Origin of the sequence: Vibrio nitrifigilis, assembly GCF_015686695.1 — a bacterium.
In the GTDB taxonomy this organism is placed as follows: Bacteria; Pseudomonadota; Gammaproteobacteria; order Enterobacterales; family Vibrionaceae; genus Vibrio; species Vibrio nitrifigilis.
Map to the genome: position 1 here is coordinate 1,838,907 of NZ_JADPMR010000001.1, position 19,078 is coordinate 1,857,984.

Genomic DNA, 19,078 nt, shown 5'->3' on the forward strand with positions numbered 1-19,078 from the left:
AATGAGAGAACCCCAGGGCGTATCCCATTTAAACAAATCATTCTGCATCCATCGTAGCGTGCGGACGCACCATTTCGATCAACTGATGATCCCCGACTATTTCTACAGGAGCGACATAGCGGAAGCCAAATTGTTGGTAATAATGTTGTAGATATTCATGCGCGTGAACTTCTGTGTGAGTAACGCCTAATTTATCCGCATGAGTCAGCAGTGCTTGCACCACTTTGGCAGCTATACCTAAACCGCGATACGCTTTCACTACCGCCACCCGCGCCAATACAGCCTGTTGATACTCATCAATCACTAGCCTTGCTGTAGCAATCGCTTCGCCATGGGATGTCACTAATGCATGCAGCGCATCACTATCGAAACCATCATCATCTAATGCTTGTGGGATCCCCTGCTCAATAACAAATACCGAATGCCTAATCTGCTGTGCTTGAGCGATGAGATAAGCATCATTGCCGATTTGTATGTTCATACACTGCCTTCTTTCTCTATGACCAAGATACGCGCTTCTCCCTGAGGGTAAGCAACATGTTCTGTGCCTACTGACGCGTAGAAAATATCTCCGACGTGCAATAAGGTTGAGTGCTCTTGTCCTTCTTGCTTAAACAACATCTTCACTATCCCATCTAATACAACGAACACTTCTTCACCATCATTGATGTGCCATTTGTAAGGTTGGTCTGTCCAATGCAACCGCGTCGTTATTCCATTCATGGATGCAATGTCTTTCGCCCCCCATGCTCGGTTGGCAGTAAACTCTTTGCTGCGCGTAATCTCCAAACCTAACTCCCTTTAGAGAGTGCGTTTTAACGCACTTATTGTGTTCGCATTTAATGTAACTAGGCGTATATTGAAATCCTATTGGTTAACGTATCATCAATTAGGAAATAAATTAAATGGATTATGATATTGATAAAGCTGCGGAATTTGCCTTGGCATTGATGTACCTTACCTTTCACGACCAATCAGAGTTTGATACATCATGCCGGGCCTGGAAAGGCATCGATTTTGAAGTGATGGATTATCTTTACCAACAAGGATTGATTGATGATCCGGTGAACAAAAATAAATCCGTTGTGGTAACGCCAGAAGGCGTCAGCAAAGCTGAAGCGCTGTTTGAAACACTCTTAATGAATAGTACTCAAAAGAATCAATAGCATCATATTGAGTGGGTAAAATCAGGGACGAGAGCTAAAGATAAAATCTCGGATCAGTTGGGCACACTCATTTGCTGTGTGCTTACTAGTAGACACAGTAATATCGTAGGTGACGCCTTGATGAACACGACAAGCTTGCTCTATTGCAGAGCCATTAATTCGATCAGGACGTGACCGTTCTCTCTGAGCCAAAGTATGCTCATCACACATGACACCGACAAATATGTGCTTTACCTCTACTAATGCAGATAACCACGCCTGCTGTTCTTGTTCACCATTCATGACATCGTCCACAATCACTTTCAGGCCCGAGTTAGCTAAGTGTTTCACGGTAGAATGATAAGCACGATTGACCTGTTTCCCATAAGTACCGCTGCAGATTCGTTTAACTGTTCCCGCTGCGTGTTGCTGAGTTTGCCAATAAAACCCATCACTCGGCTCATCAGCACGGCTAAGCGCATTACTTTTCTCCGGCATCATCGCAATAAACGTATCAATGCCCATATGCAAATAGTAATCCGGCAATATGGCTTGTAGCGCTTTTGCTATCGAACTTTTACCAGAGCTACTCGCGCCATTTAAAATAACCACATCCATAGTATTGATTATGTCCTTACTGATTCACAGATAACTGCCGTTGATAACACTCAATCAAGTGTGGGGCAAATGCCTGAAAAAGCTCAATACAAGTACCTGATGTACTGACTCCCTGGGTAGCGAGTTGCAGCGCCCACTCTAGCTCATGGCGATAAGCTGGATAATACGGGTAAGCTGCATGCACACAATCATGAATATCGGTGTACCAACTTTGATCTTGTGGCGCTATGAGGTAATAAGCAGAGCGAATGAGTTTTTTCGCCACCACTTTGTTTGCAATATCTGGAGCCACCAATCCTTTAGCTGGCAACCTATCCATGAAGCCATCTAAATCTTCATTAAGCGCGTGCGCAATATGGACACTCGGTTTATGTTTAGCAAAGCCTACCGAGAGATCGTCCCCCCAGACACAGCAGCAACAATGTTTGAGCCAAAAGTGCCAACGATAGGTCTCTTGAGCGTCTAGGACTTCTTCCACATGCCCGGGATCAAAATCGATCTTCGTCACTGTTGAGAAACGTCCACTTAACTGGATCGCAAGCGTCATTAATTGCTCGGCATCTTGGGCTGTTAATGGTGAGTGAAACACCAGCGACATATCCAAATCTGATTGACCAACAATCGCATTGCCACGACCGATACTGCCGTATAAGTAGATACTGTGAATTTTATTAGGAAACTCAACTTGCAGAGCGGCTATCGCTCCCGCAACCACTGGCTTAAATTCTTCTTGAATATGGTCTGCCGAATACGGATTGGTAATATAACCAAGTGGGTCCAATCCCTGATTGATCATATCTGTCACTGTTCAGTCCTAGTATTAGTGATAAATGCACACGATATCGCCGCTGCGAATAACTATCGAATCTTGTCTCGTTTTAGAGGCGATTTAATTTACCAGTTCCACTCGTTCCAACCACATTGACTCTTTTCATCGACCACTTATCTTCTTTTATTCCTTTAAACACGGGCACCGAAACATATACTGAAAAGGGAATGAACTCAATATTTCTGCTGTTGATTCATTAAGATAATAAATTTTTGCAAGCGTAGAAGAGAGTTATGAACTCGTTTTGGCATAACAATGTATCATCTACGACGCCACTCGGTAATACCCTCGCATTCATTAAGCGAGCCTCGAAAAGGTAACCACAACGCTCTGCAACGGCAGTACTTTTGCGATTGGTCGCCGCCATTTTTATCTCAACACGTTTTGCACCGTGGGTTTCAAACGCAAACGATTCGACTAACGCAATCGCCTCACTGATAATACCTTTTCCCTCACAATCAGGATCTAACCAATACCCTATTTCAAAATACGGTACATTTTTATCACGAATAATAAATCCTATCGCTCCGAGATACTTACCAGTGCTTTTTGCCAAAATGTTAAACCAGAACTCTCCAGAAAATTGGTCGTAATCCTGTCTCGCTTGCTCGGTATTATTAAGTAAATCTTGCTTGGCAAATGAGGGCGTTACCCAAGGCAAAAAACGTTGTAATGATTGACGGTTACGATCGATGACTTCGTACATAGCATCGAGTTCATGTATTGAGGGCGGTGTTAACTGGATTCTATCGTTTTCCATCAAGTGGTTCCGTTAATAAAGGCAGCAATACACTAATGCAAAGCGCAATAAAATGGTTATAGCACTTTGTAATAGAAGATTTTATCTATTCCTGGCACTAAATAATCAGGATACCGACCAATCTCTTGATAACCATGCTTTTCATAAAAAGTAGGTGCCTGAAACGTGTAGGTATCGACTGCTATGTTTGAGATGTTTCGTTGCTCACAAAGCTGTTCTACCTGCGCCATAAGTTGACTACCAACCCCTTGTTTTCTCAGTGCGTCATCAAGCCACAGAAAACGAATTTGCACACAACTAATATAGATAAACCCTGTCAATCCACCGACCACCTCTCCAAGATCGTTGCGAACTAGGAGAGCGAATGATTCATCGGTTATCTCTGGAACAAATTTCTGATTATAACCACCCAGCCCTTGATAAATGGCGTCGATATCCTCTGAACGTGGTTCAAGACTCAAAGCGATTTCCACAGAATGGTTCCTCTTAGTTACTTGTTATTTTTTAAAGGTGCAGAATTCACAATCCCCACACCTTATCGTTAAATCGTCAAATCAATGGTTTTAACGCCAATGACACTAGCCGCTCCACCCACTAATACCTGAGTGATTAATTGATCTTGTTGCTCAATTGTCGCGGTAATGTGCGATGTACAGTTCATCGCCCGACCTTGTTCAAAACGAAAGTGATTATGTGTAGAACGGTAGATATGTTTTGTTAAATAACAGGCTAAAGCGCCACAGGCGCTACCCGTCGCTGATTCTTCGGGAATGCCATATAAAGGAGCAAAGTTTCGGCAACTGGCAGTAATATCATCATGTTCGAGACTAAGCTCAAAAGCGTGAATCCCCACGAGTTGATGTTTTTGACAAAAATCACTTAACCCACGCTCATCAATTTTCAGTTGCTCAAGCATGCCTGTCGGCACAGGAACAATCACATCGCTTAACCCCGTCGATATGACTTCTATCGGCAGTTGAGTTGTGGCAAGTTGCATCGCATCGATACCAATAAATGGAGAAATGGTTGCATAATCGAACGTTCCTAAATACTTAGGCAAGGTTTGCTGCATAATAACTTGGCCATTTGCTTCGACATTAACAGCCAGCAAACCCGCTTTGGTTTTTTGTGTATAGCTTCCCGGAGTGATCACCCCTTTCTGATAGAGGGTGGCAAAAGTAGCCAGTGTTGCATGGCCGCAAAAGTCTACTTCTCCCGTTGTGGTAAAGAAAGACACGTGAAAATCAGCTTCTTCTCCATGTGAGACAAATGCGGTTTCGGAGTATCCGACTTCCTGTGCGATTAATAACTTTTGCTTCTCAGATAAGGAGTCGGAATTTAGCACCACTCCCGCAGGGTTACCGCCCTTACTATTAACGGTAAAGGCATTCACTAACACAACCTCAATGTTCATCAACTTAAAATGATCCTTTAAATTCGATTTCGATATGGCTCATTACAAGAATTTTTCTATCAAAATTTCATCAATATATTGATCCGCAATCTTCGCGTGTTTTTTCGCAGTGCCAATCACTTCAAACCCTTGTTTACGATACACCGCCAAAGCACGCTCATTATCACTGCGCACATAAGCAAACAACTTCTCATATCCTTTTTTCTTCGCCACATCAAAAGTGGATTGAAAAAGTTGTTTAGAGATGCCTTGACCTCGGCAGCTTTCATCAACAAAGGTACCAATTACACCAACATGACTAAACGCTTTTGTATAAGAAGCAAATGGCTCAATATTTTGAAAAGCCAACACGTTCGTTTGGTCTTCATTCAAAGCAACAGTAAATACGCCTTGCTTAGGAAAATGAGCAATAAACTCTTTTTCTTGTTTAGCGGAGAACGGTGTATCTAATACTGTATACAATCCCTCTTCAATGATGGGATTTAAGACATCGACAATACCTTGAGCATAGTCGAGAATAACTTGTCTTACGACCAAAGCCATACACCTACACTCCTAACGCTATTTATAACTTATTAAAAATAATGAATTTATCTATGATGATTACGTCACGATACCAACAGAACACCGTGACCGAATTGCATGACAATTTCATTTTCTCGGCGCGAAGTCTCTTGAAAGCCAGCTTGAATATATGAATTTAGGGCTTGCTTGTTATGTTCATAAACCGTTAATACTAAGCCTGAACGTTGATATTGTAACAACAAGGATTTCGCCTTAGAGAGTAAAGCTTGGCCGATACCTTGCCCTTTATATGCACTTTTTACATACATTTGCACGATTGAAAACTGATCATTTTCTATCGTTATTAGTCCGCATAATCCCACAAGCATAGAGTGATGGAATGCTCCTATCATCAGGTTTTCCGAACTTTGATTTTTGATCTGACTTTCGAAAAATAACTCTGACTTTTTACGCTCAGTGTCATAATTGGAACCGTAAGCTTCTGGATGCAATTTTAAACTCTCAAGCCGGATGTCACGATAAGAAGGCACATCATCACTTTCCAAAACTCTACAGTTAATAACCATATTTACCACGTTCATTATAAAACTAAGCTAGTAATTGCTTGGCTTTTACTATGTTATCCACACCAAATACAAAACGATTATTCTCAGCTGGATATCCAAATTTGATCGTTAAACCATTATCGGTCAGTAACTTACAAATACCACCGAATGAACCTGGTTTACCCGTCACTTGCTTTTGGTCTTTGAACAGAATGAAAACATCAGATACTGACTCAATGTCTAGCACTGTTGGTTCTAACGCTTTTATTGCCGCTTGCTCATCATTGACAAGAAAATGCACAACCGACTTGTTGCCTAATGTGGATAAGCTTAAACCTTCAATATTCACTCCAGAATTACCCAGTGCTTCGCCGACTTCAATTAATATCGTTGGATCCGAATCCTGAACAATACATAAATCTTTCAAATCAGACCTCCTTGTCGCAGTTTAAATGCGTAAATTTGAATAGCTTAATAACGTTCCAGTCAATTGCACTGGCTGTTAGCCAGTTTCTTCCAGCTTTAAATATCTATAACTACCACAACTTAACCCGTGTTCTTGGTAACCGGCCAAGCTTTCAAAAACGTTGAAATGAGACACGATAACTACTCTCGAATATTCGTTATATTGTCTGAGTACCTTCTCTGTTCTGGCTTTTAACTCCATCCAAGATTCATAAGGAATATCTTGCGGATGTATGTTGTGTTTTAACGTATCTCTATGCTCGTGCCAACGGCGATCTCTTTCTGATAGTTCGATATAACCGCCAGATAAGTCAGCACGCCATTCTCGCAAATCGTGTTCAACGAATAATTCTAATCCCAAGCTTCGATTGAGAATTTCTGCTGTTTGCAATGCTCTGGTGTAGGGTGACGAGATAATGACTTGCGCATTTTCAGTACGTAATTCTTCTGCGGTGGCACAAATTGCAGGAATTCCATCTCGATTAAGTGGCGCATAGTCCTTTTCAAGTTGGGTCATTTTTCGTTCGTCACATAAGGAATAATCAGGAATGCCATGTCTTACAAAAATTATTTCCATATTAGTTAGATGTATCCTCTGCTTGGCTAACGCCGCAAACAGCGGTGTTTTTTAACCGTTTGACCATAACAAACATTCCTATCTCATACTTGTCAGTTTTATAAGCTATCTCATCAACGATTCCAAATTGATGTCGTTGATAGAATTTCTGGGCTTGTACGTTGTTTTTTAACACATCCAGCCATACGTATTTGCTATTGAGTTCTGATGCCAGTTCCACTACGCGCTCAATTAACGCTGAACCGAGATTATTGCCAACACTATCTTTTTTTACATAGATTTTTTGCAATTCAATGCATGGCTTACCCATACCATTCAGCTCAAAATTAATGTTCAATTTGGCAAAACCTACCAACATATTATTTCTAAAGGCGAGTAGATAGCGATGACTTGATGGCGAATTGATACACGATTTAATCGCTTCAATTGAAAAATCAGCATTTAAAAAGCTCTCACTGTCATTCCAAATATCAGCAAAGTGTTCTTTATATGTCATACGACCTAAAACCGATATTGCTGAAACATCGTCTAAAGTTGCTTCTCTTATATTGAATTCCATTTTGAAATTATTTGTGCCTCATAAGATGAAATATCGACTCCTGTTACTTCATATCCTAGTTTTGTAAAATAACGACTTAAATGTCCTTCTCCGCAACCTAGTTCAAGAAGCTTCCCCTTAGTAGGAATACCTTTGAGTGAAAGAACTCTTTCAATAAACTCTGACTCATGAGCAATTCTTTCGTTACCTCCCCATCCAGTTAAACCTGCATTTTTAACTCGAGTATATATTTCATCATGAATTAAATAATTAGACTCCATAACCTATCCTTGATAGCTAACCTCCGCGACCGCGGCTAAAAATGAACGCCAGTGAATTTTTAGTCCAAAGCCCAGAATGGTCTGGCTGCTTGCGATTGTTAAGGTATTGCCATAACCTGATATTCATCTTCATACACAATTTCACCAATATTCTCAGATTCATGAAGCTGTATTGGACTAATATATTTCTCAGTGATTAATTTAACTTCTTCAACCGCGTCAATAAATAAATGGGCCGTTGGCTTGAACCAGCATATAGCCTTCTTATTTCGATCTGAATCAAATATGTCTGGAGTCGGCAACGAATCTTGAAAAAAAAGAATCCTCCGGCAAAGCCGGAGGTTTTTCATATGCGCCTATAAGGCTCTCCTACTAGCAGCGCCCTAGCAGGCGCATAGTGATCTGACATTTGCATACAACTATTTCTTGCGACCCGTAAACGGGTTTCCTGCATATGGGATCGACAGTTGTTCTCCCATTTTATCTTGCTCCAATTGGTGCTTGATATAATTTTGGATTTTGCCTGTATTCTTACCTACTGTGTCAACGTAATAGCCCCGGCACCAAAATTCTCGATTTCGGTATTTGAATTTCAAATCACCAAATCGCTCGTAAAGCATCAAACTACTTTTACCTTTTAAATAGCCCATAAAACCCGAAACACTCATCTTCGGGGGAATTTCTAAAAGCATATGTACATGATCTTTACAGCATTCCGCCTCGAGTATATTCACATTTTTCCATTCACATAACTTTCGCAATATCTCTCCAACTGCTCGACGTTTTTCCCCGTAGAACACCTGTCTCCTATATTTGGGTGCGAATACTATATGATATTTACAGTTCCATCTTGTGTGAGCTAAGCTCTTCTCGTCCCCCATATTGGGACCCCCTTTCAATTTTTGTTTAACTCTTGTAGTTGCCAGACCACAAGATATTTCTAACAAATTGAAAGGGGTTTTATAACTGACTTATAGCTATAAGCTCGACGGAACCCCCAGCCTAGCTGGGGGTTTTCTTTGCACAATAATTGAAGCTTTTCCAACAAAAGCTCCTTATCGGCTAACTCCATCTCCTCACTTCTAGTCAACTTGAAAGCAGCCCCCATAATCCCTTGAGGTAGATTTGTATTCCCGTTTAGATATGGAACTGTATATCGCCGATACATAAATTCCTTAACGCCCGATTCTCTAGTGTTAAATAGCTCGGTCATTGGCATTTCCTTTTTCATAGCGCTTAAACTCTTTCGCGTCCTACACCTTTATTTGTTAACTAAGTATTGCTATTAAGTTCCTGTTGAATCCAGTTTTCTACTTTCAGTTCTTGGTTGAAAGTAAACTGACACCATATTTCTTTACCGTTTAAAATCTGCTCCAACCAATAACTACTGTCATCCCACATTCTGTCAAATGGTATGTCACTCATACTGTGCCATTCAGGAACGATCTCTTCAGATTCCGCAACTTTTCCTCTGCAAAATATAACTTTTAGTTCAACTCACGACTGCTAGCGCTAATTTGGGGAACAAAAATTCGTTACAGTAGAAGGTCAATTAGAACGTTTTGTTTTTTACTCGATATAATTAATTTCTTTTAACTGTCGCTGTATATAGGCCAGCGCCAACAAGAAACAACCCACCGGTTACATTAAATGCTCTTAGAAACTTAGCTTTTTTAAACAATTGGGTTGTTTTAGACGCCAAGAAAGAATAAAAAGTAACGTTAATAAACGCTAGGCATAAAAAAGTTAGCGCCAAAATACAAAACTGATAAACTACATTACTTTGAGAAACGACAAATTGAGGCATAAATGCAGAATAAAAAACTATACCTTTAGGATTTAAAGCATTCACCAAGAAAACATCTTTAAATAATTTTTTTGAATCAAAATCTGATGAGTCAATTTGTTGAGGGCTTACTGTTGAGCTAGAACTAAACATTTTTACACCTAAGTATATTAAATAGCCTGCACCTAAGTATTTTATCAAAATAAACGCTGTTGAAAACACCGACAAAAATACACTTAAACCTAACAGAGATAATGCAATACATAATGCATCTCCGAGTATTACTCCTATTGATAGCGGCAAACTAGCTCTGCGCCCATGTTTCAGAGATTGCCCCACAACGTAAATAATCGATGGCCCAGGTACAATAAGAATTAAACTGGCTGTTAGTACAAATGCTAACCATATATGTATAGACATGTTCTCCTTTCTCCTTGATAAAACATAACGCTGAGCGACTTGTTGTGAGCGAGGTTAAGACTTGGCTGTTATTAAGCCCAATTCCTTTTGTTTACGTTTACTTAAACTTTGTGAAACTATACGATAGGACTCTGATAAATAATACTTTAGTTCCTCGTTTAGTTTTTCTGAATTGCCTACTTGCTGAATCCATTTCATACCTCGACTGGCAAAGTATGGCGCTGGAATATAGCCCTCAGATTCTCGCAAGAATTCGAAATTGAGATCAGAGGTTTTGAACGTAAATGCGGGGACTCCATTTTTACTTTTGGTACCAATGGCGAATACTTTACCACCGACCTTCCATACATCAGACCCACCCCACTGAACTACATGGGTCGTGGCTCGTAATGAACTGCAAAATTGATTGAATTCTTTGTGACCCATGCTTATTTTCCCAAGAGTTCATAACGTGTAGGTCAATTGTTGACTGCTGGCGCTAATTTATAGAACCCAAATTCCTGTCAGTACGAAACGAAGTCAATTGCAACATTTTGTTTTGCGATTATTCACACGCGAAAGACTCTAGTGATTCACCTGTTAAACGGTAAATTACCCACTCATCTTGAGCTTTAGCACCTATTGATTCATAAAACTCAATTGCTGGCTTATTCCAATCTAATACGCACCACTCGAAACGACCACATCCTCGAGCAACGGCTTGCTTTGCTAAATATTTTAGAATTGCTTTACCTGCACCAATCTGTCGATATTCCGGCGATATATATAAATCTTCAAGGTAAAGTCCGTTTTTACCTAACCACGTAGAGTAATTGTAAAAATATACCGCAAAACCGATTGGTTCATTATTAACCAAACAAATGATCGCATGAGCTGTTGATTCTTTCGAAAAAAGACTTTGCTCTATATCTTCAATTTTAGCTTTTACTGACTGCTGCGATTTTTCGTAAGTGGCTAACTCATTAATAAATCTTAATATGGTAGATGCATCATTTATAGTTGCATTCCTAATCTCAATTTTATTCATTTATTCTCCATTTAATGCTAGGGCTGTTAAACGTTTAACCAAGCAAATAATTTCCAATCGTCACTCAGTTAGTAGAGTTTTTGCATTAAAATGCGAAGCATTGAGAGTCTGCTTGACCAACAGGTTATGCATTTACTTGGCTGCACCTATACAAGCCTGCTTCAGCCTGCATTCTAAAAGTACCTGATTGGTGTTTTTCCAAAATGGATCGAAATAATTTCTTCGCTTTTTTCTATATCACCTGCCTCTTCTGCAAGATAGGCACCTTCAAGTTCTTTTTGCTTTTCTCCGTACAGCTCGTAGCCTAGCTCGTCAATTTCTTTGGCGATCACGGGCTTCAGCTGAGGATATATAGAATAAATGTCATATCTCATATCGTGTAGTTCACAAATAGCACGACCCACGCGTTGAACGTTCTTCTTGCGATCTAGACCTTCTACTTCCTTTACTAAAGGCGCGATCATCACTATACGATCTAGCGCCTCAACCATTAATAATTCAATTATTTTTGCCTTATCTTCCATTACTCTACCTTATGTATAATACCTCACTCAATTGCGCACTACGCAAGAGTGAAGCGAACAAATCACTTTAAATCACAACTGCTGTAATTGACTTCGTATATTGCAGTGGATTGTTATAAGCACCGCCCCGTGAACAGAAAGTGAACCCAGTCATTTCTGCCTTGCTTGCGGGCTGCATTTATCGCCCTTTCAACGTCATACGTTACCCGATGAAAAGCAATGTCCCACTTTTGTTCAGAAGTTTGCTGCAATATTGCATAAGAAGCTTTTGACGAATAGTTTTGCATTGAGTGAACATTTGGTTCGTCATCTGTGTAGGCCTGCAAACCAACACTACCAGGGTTGATGACTATTTGCCCTGTCGATAGTTCAACACATCTTGGTGTATGGGTATGACCGCAAACTATAATTGGAGAGGATATGCCATCTAGTCTTTCAATGATTTCACAATCAGTCCGAACTATTGGTTTTCCAGTACGAATGTCTTCCAACAAATACTCAAGGTCGTCTCTCGGTGTTCCATGACATGCATAAATATCCGTGGTGATTTGCAAGTCGAACGGTAATTGCTTCAACCAACTTAATGGTTCTTGTCCCAACTCATTCAGAATGAATTGCATTGTGGATTTGATGCTATTTCACCTTCTGTAGCTTCATATATCTGCCGGTCTTGATTTCCCGATATAGTTATAAGGTTCAATGATTGCAAGTAATCATATGTCTGCCCGGCGCTATTGGCCCATATAGAATATCGCCAAGGTTAATAAAAGCAGTAACTCCTTTTACTCTCGCATCCTGAACCACAGCATCAAGCGCAAAAACATTACTATGAATATCTGACAATATTGCAAATTTTTCCACTATACACTTCCTGTGCTCATAAAGCCTTGTTATAGCGCTTTGCCGTTTACAAGTGACCAATGATGAGGCATTAACTCACGTATAGTTTTGAAAACCAATGCATTATCTGGTGTCGTAATTGCTGCTTTGACGTCCCCGCCCCAGTGAACTAAACGCTCTTGGCAAATCCCACATGGTGACAAGATTAGAAACTCGTCGTTCTCGTTTTCACGACACAGGCATAGAGAGTGGGTCACTCGCTCATTGAGTTTGTGAGCCTCTAAGTAAGCTCCTACTTCCATACACAATGAAAGAGCATCATTTTTAGTATCAGGGGCAATACTCGTTAATATTTTTCCTGACTCTGTTCTAACAGCCGCAGCACCGCCCCACCCCGAAGGATATCGTATATTTACTAGTTCTACTGCTGCTTGATAAAGCTCTTTTCCTATATCATCCATGACTATCCATATTCAATTTTATTGTGCGCTATGACGTCCACTTAACTTGCTGCCAACTGCACCACACTCAAAAGGGCCACTGTAATCACAAAAGCCAAACCGAACCAAAAACGCCATAGGTTGGAAGTCAGGTTGAAGCGTTTGTTATGTGCGTAGTTTCCAAATGTTACTACTATCTTTTTCAACCAAGCCGTCTTTCTCGAGACGCATTAGGTAAGTTATAACCGTAGAGGGAGCCAAACCTAGTTCACTAGCAATCCCCCTTGCCGAATAACTACCTTTACCTATTGTATCCAAAATATCCATCATTCGAGCCGGCATGGTTTCCTTGGTAATAGTTTTAGCCAATTCTGATTTTGCTCGTTCAAGATCTTCCTGGGATAACTTTGCGCCACGTTGGTTAATAGAGGCAAAAATTTCGTCCATTTGATGATCCACCTTCTCTTTTAAGTTGTTCGCCTGAAGGTAATGATTCTGGTCATCGAAGTCGCTTGGGGCATATAAAACAATATTTTTGAAATATAGAACAAAGAAAAATAACAGTACTATCGCCATAGGAAACGCCATGACAAAGTAAACAAAAATTGCTTGAATCTCTAATGGTAGCTTCACCAAAGCAACTGTGGCTAATGTTTCAGCTACACCTGCAAAAATGGCAATTATTGTCAATGGGTTACTTACTTTCATAACTCTCCAATTTAATTTTGATACCAAGCACATAACGCCCTGTTAAGGTGTGAGCAACGCAATACTGAAGCTCCTGCATACCACCTTAAACACAAAACGCAACGCATAGCAAAAATGCCAAGCGTTGCGAATCACTCTTAAACAGATTGTTATATCACCAAGCCTCAGGGTTCTCACAACGAGGGCAAACGTTCACTAAATTTTCATCCCAATACGACATCTCTTCATTAGCCCAAGGTAAGCCACAAACGTCACAGTCTACTTCAATTTGCCCTGACTCTTCATTCCCGCAGAATGTACATTTATAACCTGTAGGCGATTCACTATCAGGGATAATTGTTTGATTATGACACTCTTCACAATAGTACTCATTCCACTCAATAAACATTTGGTGCTTAGGTCGAGTGCCTCTGAATAATGCTTCCTTTGCTTCATGCACATCCATATGCGCTTCTGCTAAGGCGTGCTCATATTCGTCAGCCAGTACCTTAAAAGTGTCGTAACAATGCTTTCCAACTTCCTTTTCTAAGTTGAATAACGAAAACACGTCTGCAAATTCATCTAACCCTCGAACTAATCGACCAATGCACAAGCGAACTTCCTTTACCGTGAATTCAAACTGAAAGTGTTCAATGGCATTACGAATCCCTTTCATCCAGTCAATATCATCAATAAAGTCTTGATCAACAAAATGGTTACCGGTGATTGAACAAGTTTCGTGTTTGGCGATAGCCAACACATCACTTACGTTAACGGTAAATGGATTGTCGTGACCAGCCACTACAGCTTCGAAATCAAAGTCTTCTTTTTCTAACTCATAGTACGCTGCCAAAAGATCTATTTTCTTTTCTGATGCTCGTTGCTTTACTTTTTTATAGCACTTAGAAAAAACCAAGTTTTCATCAAGGCTTTGTAAATACATTTTCAAAACAAGTTCAATCGCATGGGACAAGTGCAGGATTGTAAATTTATAACCCTTGTCATCACCATTTTGAGCACTCTCTAGCTTAGCCAGTGCTTCGTTAAAACTATCTATTGCGTTCGATTTTATATCTAATTTTATTCTCATTATTGCCCCTAACCTGCTGAGTTTCCAGGTGATATAACGCCCTGTTAAGGTGTAAGCAACGCAATACCGAAGCTCCCGCATATCACCTTAACCACTAAAACCAACGCATAGTAAAAATGCCACGCGTTGCGAATCACTCTTGAACAGTTTGTTACAAGGATTTTACCACCAACATTTTATGGGCCCCTTTTTGAAACCTATACTCACTATCGACTAATTCGCACTTAATACCAAGCTTAGATAGATGATTAATAACTGTTTCTAGATGTGGCGAAAGATTATCTTTAAGAGTGACTAAGGGGTAAACTCGAACCTCTTTTGCAACACGGGTAAGCTCCTGTATTGCGTCTAAATGCTGCTGTAGATTTATTTGTTCACTGTATAAAAACAGGAAGTGAGAACAAACAGCAAGATCAAATTGACCAGACTCAAAGGGCAAAGACGGTAACGCCGCTTCTATGTATCTTTTTTCTTCTTTACCCCGCTCATAGTCAACTAAGAAAGCTTCCATCGCTGACATTCGAACTTCACCAAGTTCTTTTACAGATGCTATGGAATCCCAGATATAGTTATCTTGGTTTTCTTCCATTTGAGGCATGATTTCATCATATACCTCTGCAATTCTGGTTTTTAATTGTTCGCGTGAAAAGCTGTATGTGGGATCAATTGAAATAACAGAACCACCCCGTTTAGTGAGTACCGTATTAAATGATGCCGGACCATCACCACAGCCAAGTATTGACTTGGTAATATCTTGATCAGTAAGGCAGAACATTTTTTTATATTCTTGGAAAGATCTCCCCCACGGTACTATATTTTTCAATTCCATTCGGACTTTCTTAATCCTTGTAACGCTGAGAACAGTTGCAAAATGACGTGCCAATTATTTTGTCAATTGATTCGACTTGTTAGTTGTTGTGTTTCGTATTGACCAAGATTCTGATCTGAAATTTGCTCTCTTAAACCAAACCATTTCTCACAACTAGATAGCCATTGTTTTCCGCGAAATTCCATTTCTTGCGCTTTTTGTCTGAAGTTATCTGAATTAGTTTTGATAGCTAATTCTTCCATCATGTTTTTATTATCTTTCCAACCATCAGGATCGGATCTTCGTGAAATAATAAAATATTCAATAACACCTCTAAGCATCAGAATCATACCAATTTCACGCATTATATCGCCACGAACACTAGACATTATTCTGATAAATTCAGTTGGTATATTGTCTGAATCTAACGACAAATCAATGAGTTCAAAACCCGGGCAACAAGAAGCAACTATATATGCAAGATCGATTTTATGATCTAGAGGTAAGGCTTGATACCAACTTTCAATTCTTTCTAATGGTGAATCCATTTTTTCTCCGAAGCTTAATTAAAACAACTAACGCCCCACTCAATTGCGCACAACGCTGGTAGTGAAGCGAACAAATTACTTTAAACCACAATTGCCAGTGTTAACTGCGTCAATTGCAGTGGATTATAGTTACTCCATTCCACAACTTCTGGTTTACCAAAACCAATGAAAGGTGGAACATGCTTCTACTGATTACGAATATGCATGCGAAAAGCATTCGATGCTCATAACAATACATTCGAACCAGTAGAGGCAACTCGATTTCATCACGCATACTCAGGGACTGCCGTTCCACCGACTCTCTATAATATCTGCGAGAAACGAGTTTTCAGCACGTTCCAAATTCTAATTTACTCTTCGGAGGCTCACCATGAAAGCGTTCTCTCCATCCGATTTTCCTGTTCTAATCGGCATTGATTGGGCTGACCAAAAACATGATATTTGTGAAATTCTTCCTAACCAAACTTCACCGACTTTTTATGTCATTTCATCCAAACCTAATGCCATTCATGATTGGGCTACACAACTCAAATCGCGATTTCCAAACCAAAAAATCGCCATCGCTTGTGAGTTAAAAAAAGGGCCTCTCATTTATGCCTTAGAGCAATACGATCACATCATTTTGTTTCCCGTCAATCCAACTACCGTCTCTAACATCCGCAAAGCTTTTGCCAGTAGTGGGGCTAAAGATGACCCGACCGACGCATTCATTATTGCCGAATTACTCCAACGAAATATGGATAAATTCTCGCCTCTTGTTCCAGATCAACCTTCTATCCGAGCCATTACCCGGTTAGTCGAAGGACGGCGAAAACTCGTGCAAAATCGTGTCGATTTAACCAACCGAATCACTGCACTACTTAAAGAATACTACCCACAACCTGTTGAATGGTTTAAAGAAAAAGACACCGAAATTTTCTGTGACTTTATTACTCAGTGGCCCACACTTGAGCGAGCACAACAAGCGAGACCATCCACTTTACTTAAGTTTTTCAACGCTCATAATGCCCACTATCCAGAACGTAATCAGCGTCGAGTTGAACAGATAAAATCGGCAGTGACGCTCACTCAAGACCAAGGCATTATTGCCCCAAACACGCTCATGGTTATCATCTGTATCGAACAATTACGCCTGCTCATCAGAGCTATTACCGCCATTGATAAAGACATAAAACAACGCTATAAAGCCCAAAAAGATCGTGCTATTTTCGATAGTTTCCCTGGTGCTGGCCCTCAATTAGCCCCCAGATTACTCGTTGCATTTGGAACTAACAGACAACGATACAATAATGCCGCTGAGCTACAAAAATATGCTGGTATTGCTCCTGTGATTGAACGCAGTGGGAAAAAATCATGGACTCACTGGCGATACTGTTGCCCTAAATTCTTGAGACAAACGTTTATCGAATGGGCTGGGCTTTCTGTCCGTTTTTCATTTTGGGCAAAAGCGTTTTATCAGCAACAAATCGAGAAAGGAAAACCACATAATACAGCGATAAGAGCACTCGCTTTTAAGTGGATTAGAATTGCTTTTCGATGCTGGAAAACCAGTACACCGTATGACGAAACTAAGTATTTAGAGTCTTTAAAAGCAAAGGGATCACAACTTCTCACTTACGCATTAAATGGCTAAAATTTTACTTGTTGTCCATCTCAGGGCGTGTTGTTATATTACGTACTCAACATTGTATTTTACTTTTGAATGGATAAAGCCTAGGTGCTTTGATAGCACTTTATCCCATTCGGATAAAAGATCCGACACATAAACATCGTGAAATACATCACCCTGATCATGATTTGCTGAGTAACCACTGACTTTACCTATTTGTAAAGCATGCCTATCCAAAATGAAGCTATGTTCAGTTTCTCCCCGACCACCACGATTGGCTCCATGTGCAGCAAAACTATTACGAATATCGAAGACTTTACATTGACGCAATTCGTTAGCATCAAAGCTAATCCCCATCTTTCTAAGAATGACTAATATAGCTTGTTGCTGCATATAAATTGAATTTAAAACACCATAAAAATATAGGTACAACTCACCAAATGACAGTTCATTGCTACGTGCGACAAATGCATGCTTAGCTAGTTGAGTATCTTCTAACATATATAAGCTATCAATTACGGAGTTATAGTCGCTGCTATTTGTAACTGAGACTATTGGGTAAAGTTCTTCATCGAGGTCAATTTCAATTGCCACATCAGATATCATTTCGCGAACAGAGTCGATTAAATCGTCAATATCCACTTTTATCCTCCGAGTGATATAACGCCCTGTTAAGGGGTGAGCAACGCAATACCGAAGCCGCCGCATACCACCTTAAACACTAAAACCAACGCATAGTGAAAATGCCACGCGTTGCGAATCCCTCTTGAACAGTTTGTTAAATTGCTATTTTCCGTAGCTTTGCATTTGCTGACAACACGATTAAGTCACCTGAAATACGCCTTACGCTAAAATAGCCACCTGACGACGAAAGTTGGTGTACCTGAAGTGAATCTGAGTCAAGCCTGTCAAACCAGTATGGAGCTAAAGAGCATTGAGCAGAACCTGTCGCTAGATCTTCAGATATACCAATTTTGGGCGCAAAATATCTTAAAACGTATCCATTTTCGCCATTCGCTGCAGTCACGATTACAGCATGGTACTTACCAAGCTGCTTAAAACGCATATCATCAGGCTTAAAAACTCTTACAGATTCTATTGAGGGCAAGACTATAACTAGGTCTCGAGTTGAAAATACGTCAATAGCATCAACCGCCAAATCCGCTATTTCTGGTGGAACGACACATGTTTCACCTTTCCAGCTAGGCAACTCAAGAGTATACGCACCATTCTTTTTGGCAATTGAGACGTCTCCGTATTTGCTACTGAAAAGTACACTATCGAGTTTGTACTTAGAAATAATTGCAGCACCAGCCCCTAAGCTGCCATGCCCACACAGGTTAATTTCCCCATCCAGCGCAAACCAACGAATGTGATATTGTCCATTAATTTTGATAACAAAAGAGGTAACTGGAAGTCCTGCTTCACAAGTTATTTTCTGTAACTCTTCATCAGAAAGCCAACTATCAAGCTCTAATACACCACAAGGGTTACCAGAAGCCGACTCACCAACAAACACATCATATGTTTCTAATTTGATAATTCACCACCCTCGATTGCAATTTAACGTTGAGCTCAGTTGCGAAATAATTGGCGCTACAT

General features: G+C 40.2%; 30 protein-coding genes. 2 read left to right on the forward strand and 28 right to left on the reverse strand.

Annotated elements, in window-relative coordinates:
• Window positions 1-37 precede the first annotated feature (37 nt).
• The gene (locus I1A42_RS08130; RefSeq protein WP_196123172.1) at window positions 38-481 is read right to left on the reverse strand and encodes a GNAT family N-acetyltransferase; all 444 of its coding nucleotides are present in this window, start codon (window positions 479-481) and stop codon (window positions 38-40) included.
• Window positions 478-789, reverse strand: coding sequence for a cupin domain-containing protein (locus I1A42_RS08135; protein ID WP_196123173.1), 312 nt, complete (start codon window positions 787-789; stop codon window positions 478-480). The genes I1A42_RS08130 and I1A42_RS08135 overlap by 4 nt, the downstream gene beginning before the upstream one ends.
• A gap of 116 nt (window positions 790-905) precedes the next feature.
• Between I1A42_RS08135 and I1A42_RS08140 the strand changes: the two genes are divergently transcribed.
• Entirely contained in the window at window positions 906-1,166 is a 261-nt protein-coding gene (locus I1A42_RS08140; protein WP_161154502.1) for a DUF6429 family protein, read from the forward strand.
• Between the two features lie 21 nt (window positions 1,167-1,187).
• On the opposite strand, the gene I1A42_RS08145 is transcribed toward I1A42_RS08140, so the two are convergent.
• The 24 genes from I1A42_RS08145 to I1A42_RS08265 all read right to left on the reverse strand — a co-directional run bounded on the left by I1A42_RS08145 (window position 1,188) and on the right by I1A42_RS08265 (window position 15,867).
• Window positions 1,188-1,763 carry a chloramphenicol phosphotransferase CPT family protein gene (locus I1A42_RS08145; RefSeq protein ID WP_196123174.1) on the reverse strand — a complete coding sequence of 192 codons (576 nt, stop codon included), beginning with the start codon at window positions 1,761-1,763 and terminating at the stop codon, window positions 1,188-1,190.
• Window positions 1,764-1,779: 16 nt separating this feature from the next.
• A complete protein-coding gene (locus tag I1A42_RS08150; protein ID WP_161154500.1) occupies window positions 1,780-2,568 on the reverse strand; it encodes a nucleotidyltransferase domain-containing protein in 789 nt (262 codons plus the stop codon).
• 220 nt (window positions 2,569-2,788) lie between these two features.
• On the reverse strand, window positions 2,789-3,352 hold the full coding sequence (locus I1A42_RS08155) for a GNAT family N-acetyltransferase (protein ID WP_196123175.1): 564 nt from the start codon (window positions 3,350-3,352) through the stop codon (window positions 2,789-2,791).
• 56 nt (window positions 3,353-3,408) lie between these two features.
• Window positions 3,409-3,825, reverse strand: a complete 417-nt coding sequence (locus I1A42_RS08160; protein WP_161154499.1) for a GNAT family N-acetyltransferase — start codon at window positions 3,823-3,825, stop codon at window positions 3,409-3,411.
• A 68-nt stretch (window positions 3,826-3,893) separates the two neighbouring features.
• Window positions 3,894-4,766 (reverse strand): PhzF family phenazine biosynthesis protein, encoded by an 873-nt coding sequence (locus I1A42_RS08165; protein WP_196123801.1) that lies wholly within the window; start codon window positions 4,764-4,766, stop codon window positions 3,894-3,896.
• A 42-nt stretch (window positions 4,767-4,808) separates the two neighbouring features.
• Entirely contained in the window at window positions 4,809-5,309 is a 501-nt protein-coding gene (locus I1A42_RS08170) for a GNAT family N-acetyltransferase (RefSeq protein ID WP_161154497.1), read from the reverse strand.
• 65 nt (window positions 5,310-5,374) lie between these two features.
• Window positions 5,375-5,857, reverse strand: coding sequence for a GNAT family N-acetyltransferase (locus I1A42_RS08175; RefSeq protein WP_196123176.1), 483 nt, complete (start codon window positions 5,855-5,857; stop codon window positions 5,375-5,377).
• A 22-nt stretch (window positions 5,858-5,879) separates the two neighbouring features.
• Window positions 5,880-6,263: a hypothetical protein gene (locus tag I1A42_RS08180; RefSeq protein WP_196123177.1), complete on the reverse strand. Its 384-nt coding sequence runs from the start codon at window positions 6,261-6,263 to the stop codon at window positions 5,880-5,882.
• Window positions 6,264-6,338: 75 nt separating this feature from the next.
• Window positions 6,339-6,878, reverse strand: coding sequence for a histidine phosphatase family protein (locus I1A42_RS08185; protein ID WP_196123178.1), 540 nt, complete (start codon window positions 6,876-6,878; stop codon window positions 6,339-6,341).
• Window position 6,879: 1 nt separating this feature from the next.
• Window positions 6,880-7,437, reverse strand: coding sequence for a GNAT family N-acetyltransferase (locus I1A42_RS08190; protein WP_196123179.1), 558 nt, complete (start codon window positions 7,435-7,437; stop codon window positions 6,880-6,882).
• On the reverse strand, window positions 7,422-7,697 hold the full coding sequence (locus I1A42_RS08195) for a methyltransferase domain-containing protein (protein ID WP_196123180.1): 276 nt from the start codon (window positions 7,695-7,697) through the stop codon (window positions 7,422-7,424). The genes I1A42_RS08190 and I1A42_RS08195 overlap by 16 nt, the downstream gene beginning before the upstream one ends.
• Before the next feature lie 419 nt (window positions 7,698-8,116).
• Window positions 8,117-8,578 (reverse strand): IS200/IS605 family transposase, encoded by a 462-nt coding sequence (gene tnpA / locus I1A42_RS08200; protein WP_161153188.1) that lies wholly within the window; start codon window positions 8,576-8,578, stop codon window positions 8,117-8,119.
• Window positions 8,579-8,969: 391 nt separating this feature from the next.
• On the reverse strand, window positions 8,970-9,122 hold the full coding sequence (locus I1A42_RS08205) for an NUDIX hydrolase (RefSeq protein WP_161154490.1): 153 nt from the start codon (window positions 9,120-9,122) through the stop codon (window positions 8,970-8,972).
• 157 nt (window positions 9,123-9,279) lie between these two features.
• On the reverse strand, window positions 9,280-9,903 hold the full coding sequence (locus I1A42_RS08210; RefSeq protein WP_196123181.1) for a LysE family translocator: 624 nt from the start codon (window positions 9,901-9,903) through the stop codon (window positions 9,280-9,282).
• A gap of 54 nt (window positions 9,904-9,957) precedes the next feature.
• Window positions 9,958-10,329, reverse strand: a complete 372-nt coding sequence (locus tag I1A42_RS08215; RefSeq protein WP_196123182.1) for an MmcQ/YjbR family DNA-binding protein — start codon at window positions 10,327-10,329, stop codon at window positions 9,958-9,960.
• A 118-nt stretch (window positions 10,330-10,447) separates the two neighbouring features.
• A complete protein-coding gene (locus tag I1A42_RS08220; protein ID WP_196123183.1) occupies window positions 10,448-10,930 on the reverse strand; it encodes a GNAT family N-acetyltransferase in 483 nt (160 codons plus the stop codon).
• Between the two features lie 173 nt (window positions 10,931-11,103).
• The gene (locus I1A42_RS08225; protein WP_196123184.1) at window positions 11,104-11,454 is read right to left on the reverse strand and encodes a hypothetical protein; all 351 of its coding nucleotides are present in this window, start codon (window positions 11,452-11,454) and stop codon (window positions 11,104-11,106) included.
• Between the two features lie 113 nt (window positions 11,455-11,567).
• Window positions 11,568-12,074, reverse strand: a complete 507-nt coding sequence (locus tag I1A42_RS08230; RefSeq protein ID WP_230389358.1) for a metallophosphoesterase family protein — start codon at window positions 12,072-12,074, stop codon at window positions 11,568-11,570.
• A 76-nt stretch (window positions 12,075-12,150) separates the two neighbouring features.
• On the reverse strand, window positions 12,151-12,315 hold the full coding sequence (locus I1A42_RS24685; protein WP_230389359.1) for a metallophosphatase family protein: 165 nt from the start codon (window positions 12,313-12,315) through the stop codon (window positions 12,151-12,153).
• A gap of 29 nt (window positions 12,316-12,344) precedes the next feature.
• Window positions 12,345-12,755: a cytidine deaminase gene (locus I1A42_RS08235; RefSeq protein ID WP_196123185.1), complete on the reverse strand. Its 411-nt coding sequence runs from the start codon at window positions 12,753-12,755 to the stop codon at window positions 12,345-12,347.
• Window positions 12,756-12,899: 144 nt separating this feature from the next.
• Complete coding sequence (locus I1A42_RS08240) at window positions 12,900-13,442, reverse strand: winged helix-turn-helix domain-containing protein (protein WP_196123186.1); 543 nt, start codon at window positions 13,440-13,442, stop codon at window positions 12,900-12,902.
• A gap of 154 nt (window positions 13,443-13,596) precedes the next feature.
• The gene (locus I1A42_RS08250; RefSeq protein ID WP_196123188.1) at window positions 13,597-14,511 is read right to left on the reverse strand and encodes a hypothetical protein; all 915 of its coding nucleotides are present in this window, start codon (window positions 14,509-14,511) and stop codon (window positions 13,597-13,599) included.
• Between the two features lie 151 nt (window positions 14,512-14,662).
• Entirely contained in the window at window positions 14,663-15,340 is a 678-nt protein-coding gene (locus I1A42_RS08260) for a methyltransferase domain-containing protein (protein ID WP_196123189.1), read from the reverse strand.
• Between the two features lie 62 nt (window positions 15,341-15,402).
• Window positions 15,403-15,867 carry a hypothetical protein gene (locus I1A42_RS08265; RefSeq protein ID WP_196123190.1) on the reverse strand — a complete coding sequence of 155 codons (465 nt, stop codon included), beginning with the start codon at window positions 15,865-15,867 and terminating at the stop codon, window positions 15,403-15,405.
• A 370-nt stretch (window positions 15,868-16,237) separates the two neighbouring features.
• On the opposite strand from I1A42_RS08265, the gene I1A42_RS08270 reads away from it, so the two are divergent.
• Window positions 16,238-17,500, forward strand: coding sequence for an IS110 family RNA-guided transposase (locus tag I1A42_RS08270; RefSeq protein WP_196123191.1), 1,263 nt, complete (start codon window positions 16,238-16,240; stop codon window positions 17,498-17,500).
• A 33-nt stretch (window positions 17,501-17,533) separates the two neighbouring features.
• Here I1A42_RS08270 and I1A42_RS08275 read toward each other — a convergent pair whose 3' ends face one another.
• The gene (locus I1A42_RS08275) at window positions 17,534-18,118 is read right to left on the reverse strand and encodes a hypothetical protein (RefSeq protein ID WP_196123192.1); all 585 of its coding nucleotides are present in this window, start codon (window positions 18,116-18,118) and stop codon (window positions 17,534-17,536) included.
• A 136-nt stretch (window positions 18,119-18,254) separates the two neighbouring features.
• The gene (locus tag I1A42_RS08285) at window positions 18,255-19,016 is read right to left on the reverse strand and encodes a PhzF family phenazine biosynthesis protein (RefSeq protein WP_329604828.1); all 762 of its coding nucleotides are present in this window, start codon (window positions 19,014-19,016) and stop codon (window positions 18,255-18,257) included.
• Window positions 19,017-19,078 lie beyond the last annotated feature (62 nt).

What these genes read in the sequence shown, in the direction of transcription:
- I1A42_RS08130 (WP_196123172.1), bottom strand. Translation starts at nt 481, where the DNA reads ATGAACATACAAATCGGCAATGATGCTTATCTCATCGCTCAAGCACAG.
- I1A42_RS08140 (WP_161154502.1), top strand. Translation starts at nt 906, where the DNA reads ATGGATTATGATATTGATAAAGCTGCGGAATTTGCCTTGGCATTGATG.
- I1A42_RS08145 (WP_196123174.1), bottom strand. Translation starts at nt 1,763, where the DNA reads ATGGATGTGGTTATTTTAAATGGCGCGAGTAGCTCTGGTAAAAGTTCG.
- I1A42_RS08155 (WP_196123175.1), bottom strand. Translation starts at nt 3,352, where the DNA reads ATGGAAAACGATAGAATCCAGTTAACACCGCCCTCAATACATGAACTC.
- I1A42_RS08165 (WP_196123801.1), bottom strand. Translation starts at nt 4,766, where the DNA reads ATGAACATTGAGGTTGTGTTAGTGAATGCCTTTACCGTTAATAGTAAG.
- I1A42_RS08170 (WP_161154497.1), bottom strand. Translation starts at nt 5,309, where the DNA reads ATGGCTTTGGTCGTAAGACAAGTTATTCTCGACTATGCTCAAGGTATT.
- I1A42_RS08175 (WP_196123176.1), bottom strand. Translation starts at nt 5,857, where the DNA reads ATGGTTATTAACTGTAGAGTTTTGGAAAGTGATGATGTGCCTTCTTAT.
- I1A42_RS08185 (WP_196123178.1), bottom strand. Translation starts at nt 6,878, where the DNA reads ATGGAAATAATTTTTGTAAGACATGGCATTCCTGATTATTCCTTATGT.
- I1A42_RS08190 (WP_196123179.1), bottom strand. Translation starts at nt 7,437, where the DNA reads ATGGAATTCAATATAAGAGAAGCAACTTTAGACGATGTTTCAGCAATA.
- I1A42_RS08195 (WP_196123180.1), bottom strand. Translation starts at nt 7,697, where the DNA reads ATGGAGTCTAATTATTTAATTCATGATGAAATATATACTCGAGTTAAA.
- tnpA (WP_161153188.1), bottom strand. Translation starts at nt 8,578, where the DNA reads ATGGGGGACGAGAAGAGCTTAGCTCACACAAGATGGAACTGTAAATAT.
- I1A42_RS08205 (WP_161154490.1), bottom strand. Translation starts at nt 9,122, where the DNA reads ATGAGTGACATACCATTTGACAGAATGTGGGATGACAGTAGTTATTGG.
- I1A42_RS08210 (WP_196123181.1), bottom strand. Translation starts at nt 9,903, where the DNA reads ATGTCTATACATATATGGTTAGCATTTGTACTAACAGCCAGTTTAATT.
- I1A42_RS08215 (WP_196123182.1), bottom strand. Translation starts at nt 10,329, where the DNA reads ATGGGTCACAAAGAATTCAATCAATTTTGCAGTTCATTACGAGCCACG.
- I1A42_RS08220 (WP_196123183.1), bottom strand. Translation starts at nt 10,930, where the DNA reads ATGAATAAAATTGAGATTAGGAATGCAACTATAAATGATGCATCTACC.
- I1A42_RS08225 (WP_196123184.1), bottom strand. Translation starts at nt 11,454, where the DNA reads ATGGAAGATAAGGCAAAAATAATTGAATTATTAATGGTTGAGGCGCTA.
- I1A42_RS08230 (WP_230389358.1), bottom strand. Translation starts at nt 12,074, where the DNA reads ATGCAATTCATTCTGAATGAGTTGGGACAAGAACCATTAAGTTGGTTG.
- I1A42_RS08235 (WP_196123185.1), bottom strand. Translation starts at nt 12,755, where the DNA reads ATGGATGATATAGGAAAAGAGCTTTATCAAGCAGCAGTAGAACTAGTA.
- I1A42_RS08240 (WP_196123186.1), bottom strand. Translation starts at nt 13,442, where the DNA reads ATGAAAGTAAGTAACCCATTGACAATAATTGCCATTTTTGCAGGTGTA.
- I1A42_RS08250 (WP_196123188.1), bottom strand. Translation starts at nt 14,511, where the DNA reads ATGAGAATAAAATTAGATATAAAATCGAACGCAATAGATAGTTTTAAC.
- I1A42_RS08260 (WP_196123189.1), bottom strand. Translation starts at nt 15,340, where the DNA reads ATGGAATTGAAAAATATAGTACCGTGGGGGAGATCTTTCCAAGAATAT.
- I1A42_RS08265 (WP_196123190.1), bottom strand. Translation starts at nt 15,867, where the DNA reads ATGGATTCACCATTAGAAAGAATTGAAAGTTGGTATCAAGCCTTACCT.
- I1A42_RS08270 (WP_196123191.1), top strand. Translation starts at nt 16,238, where the DNA reads ATGAAAGCGTTCTCTCCATCCGATTTTCCTGTTCTAATCGGCATTGAT.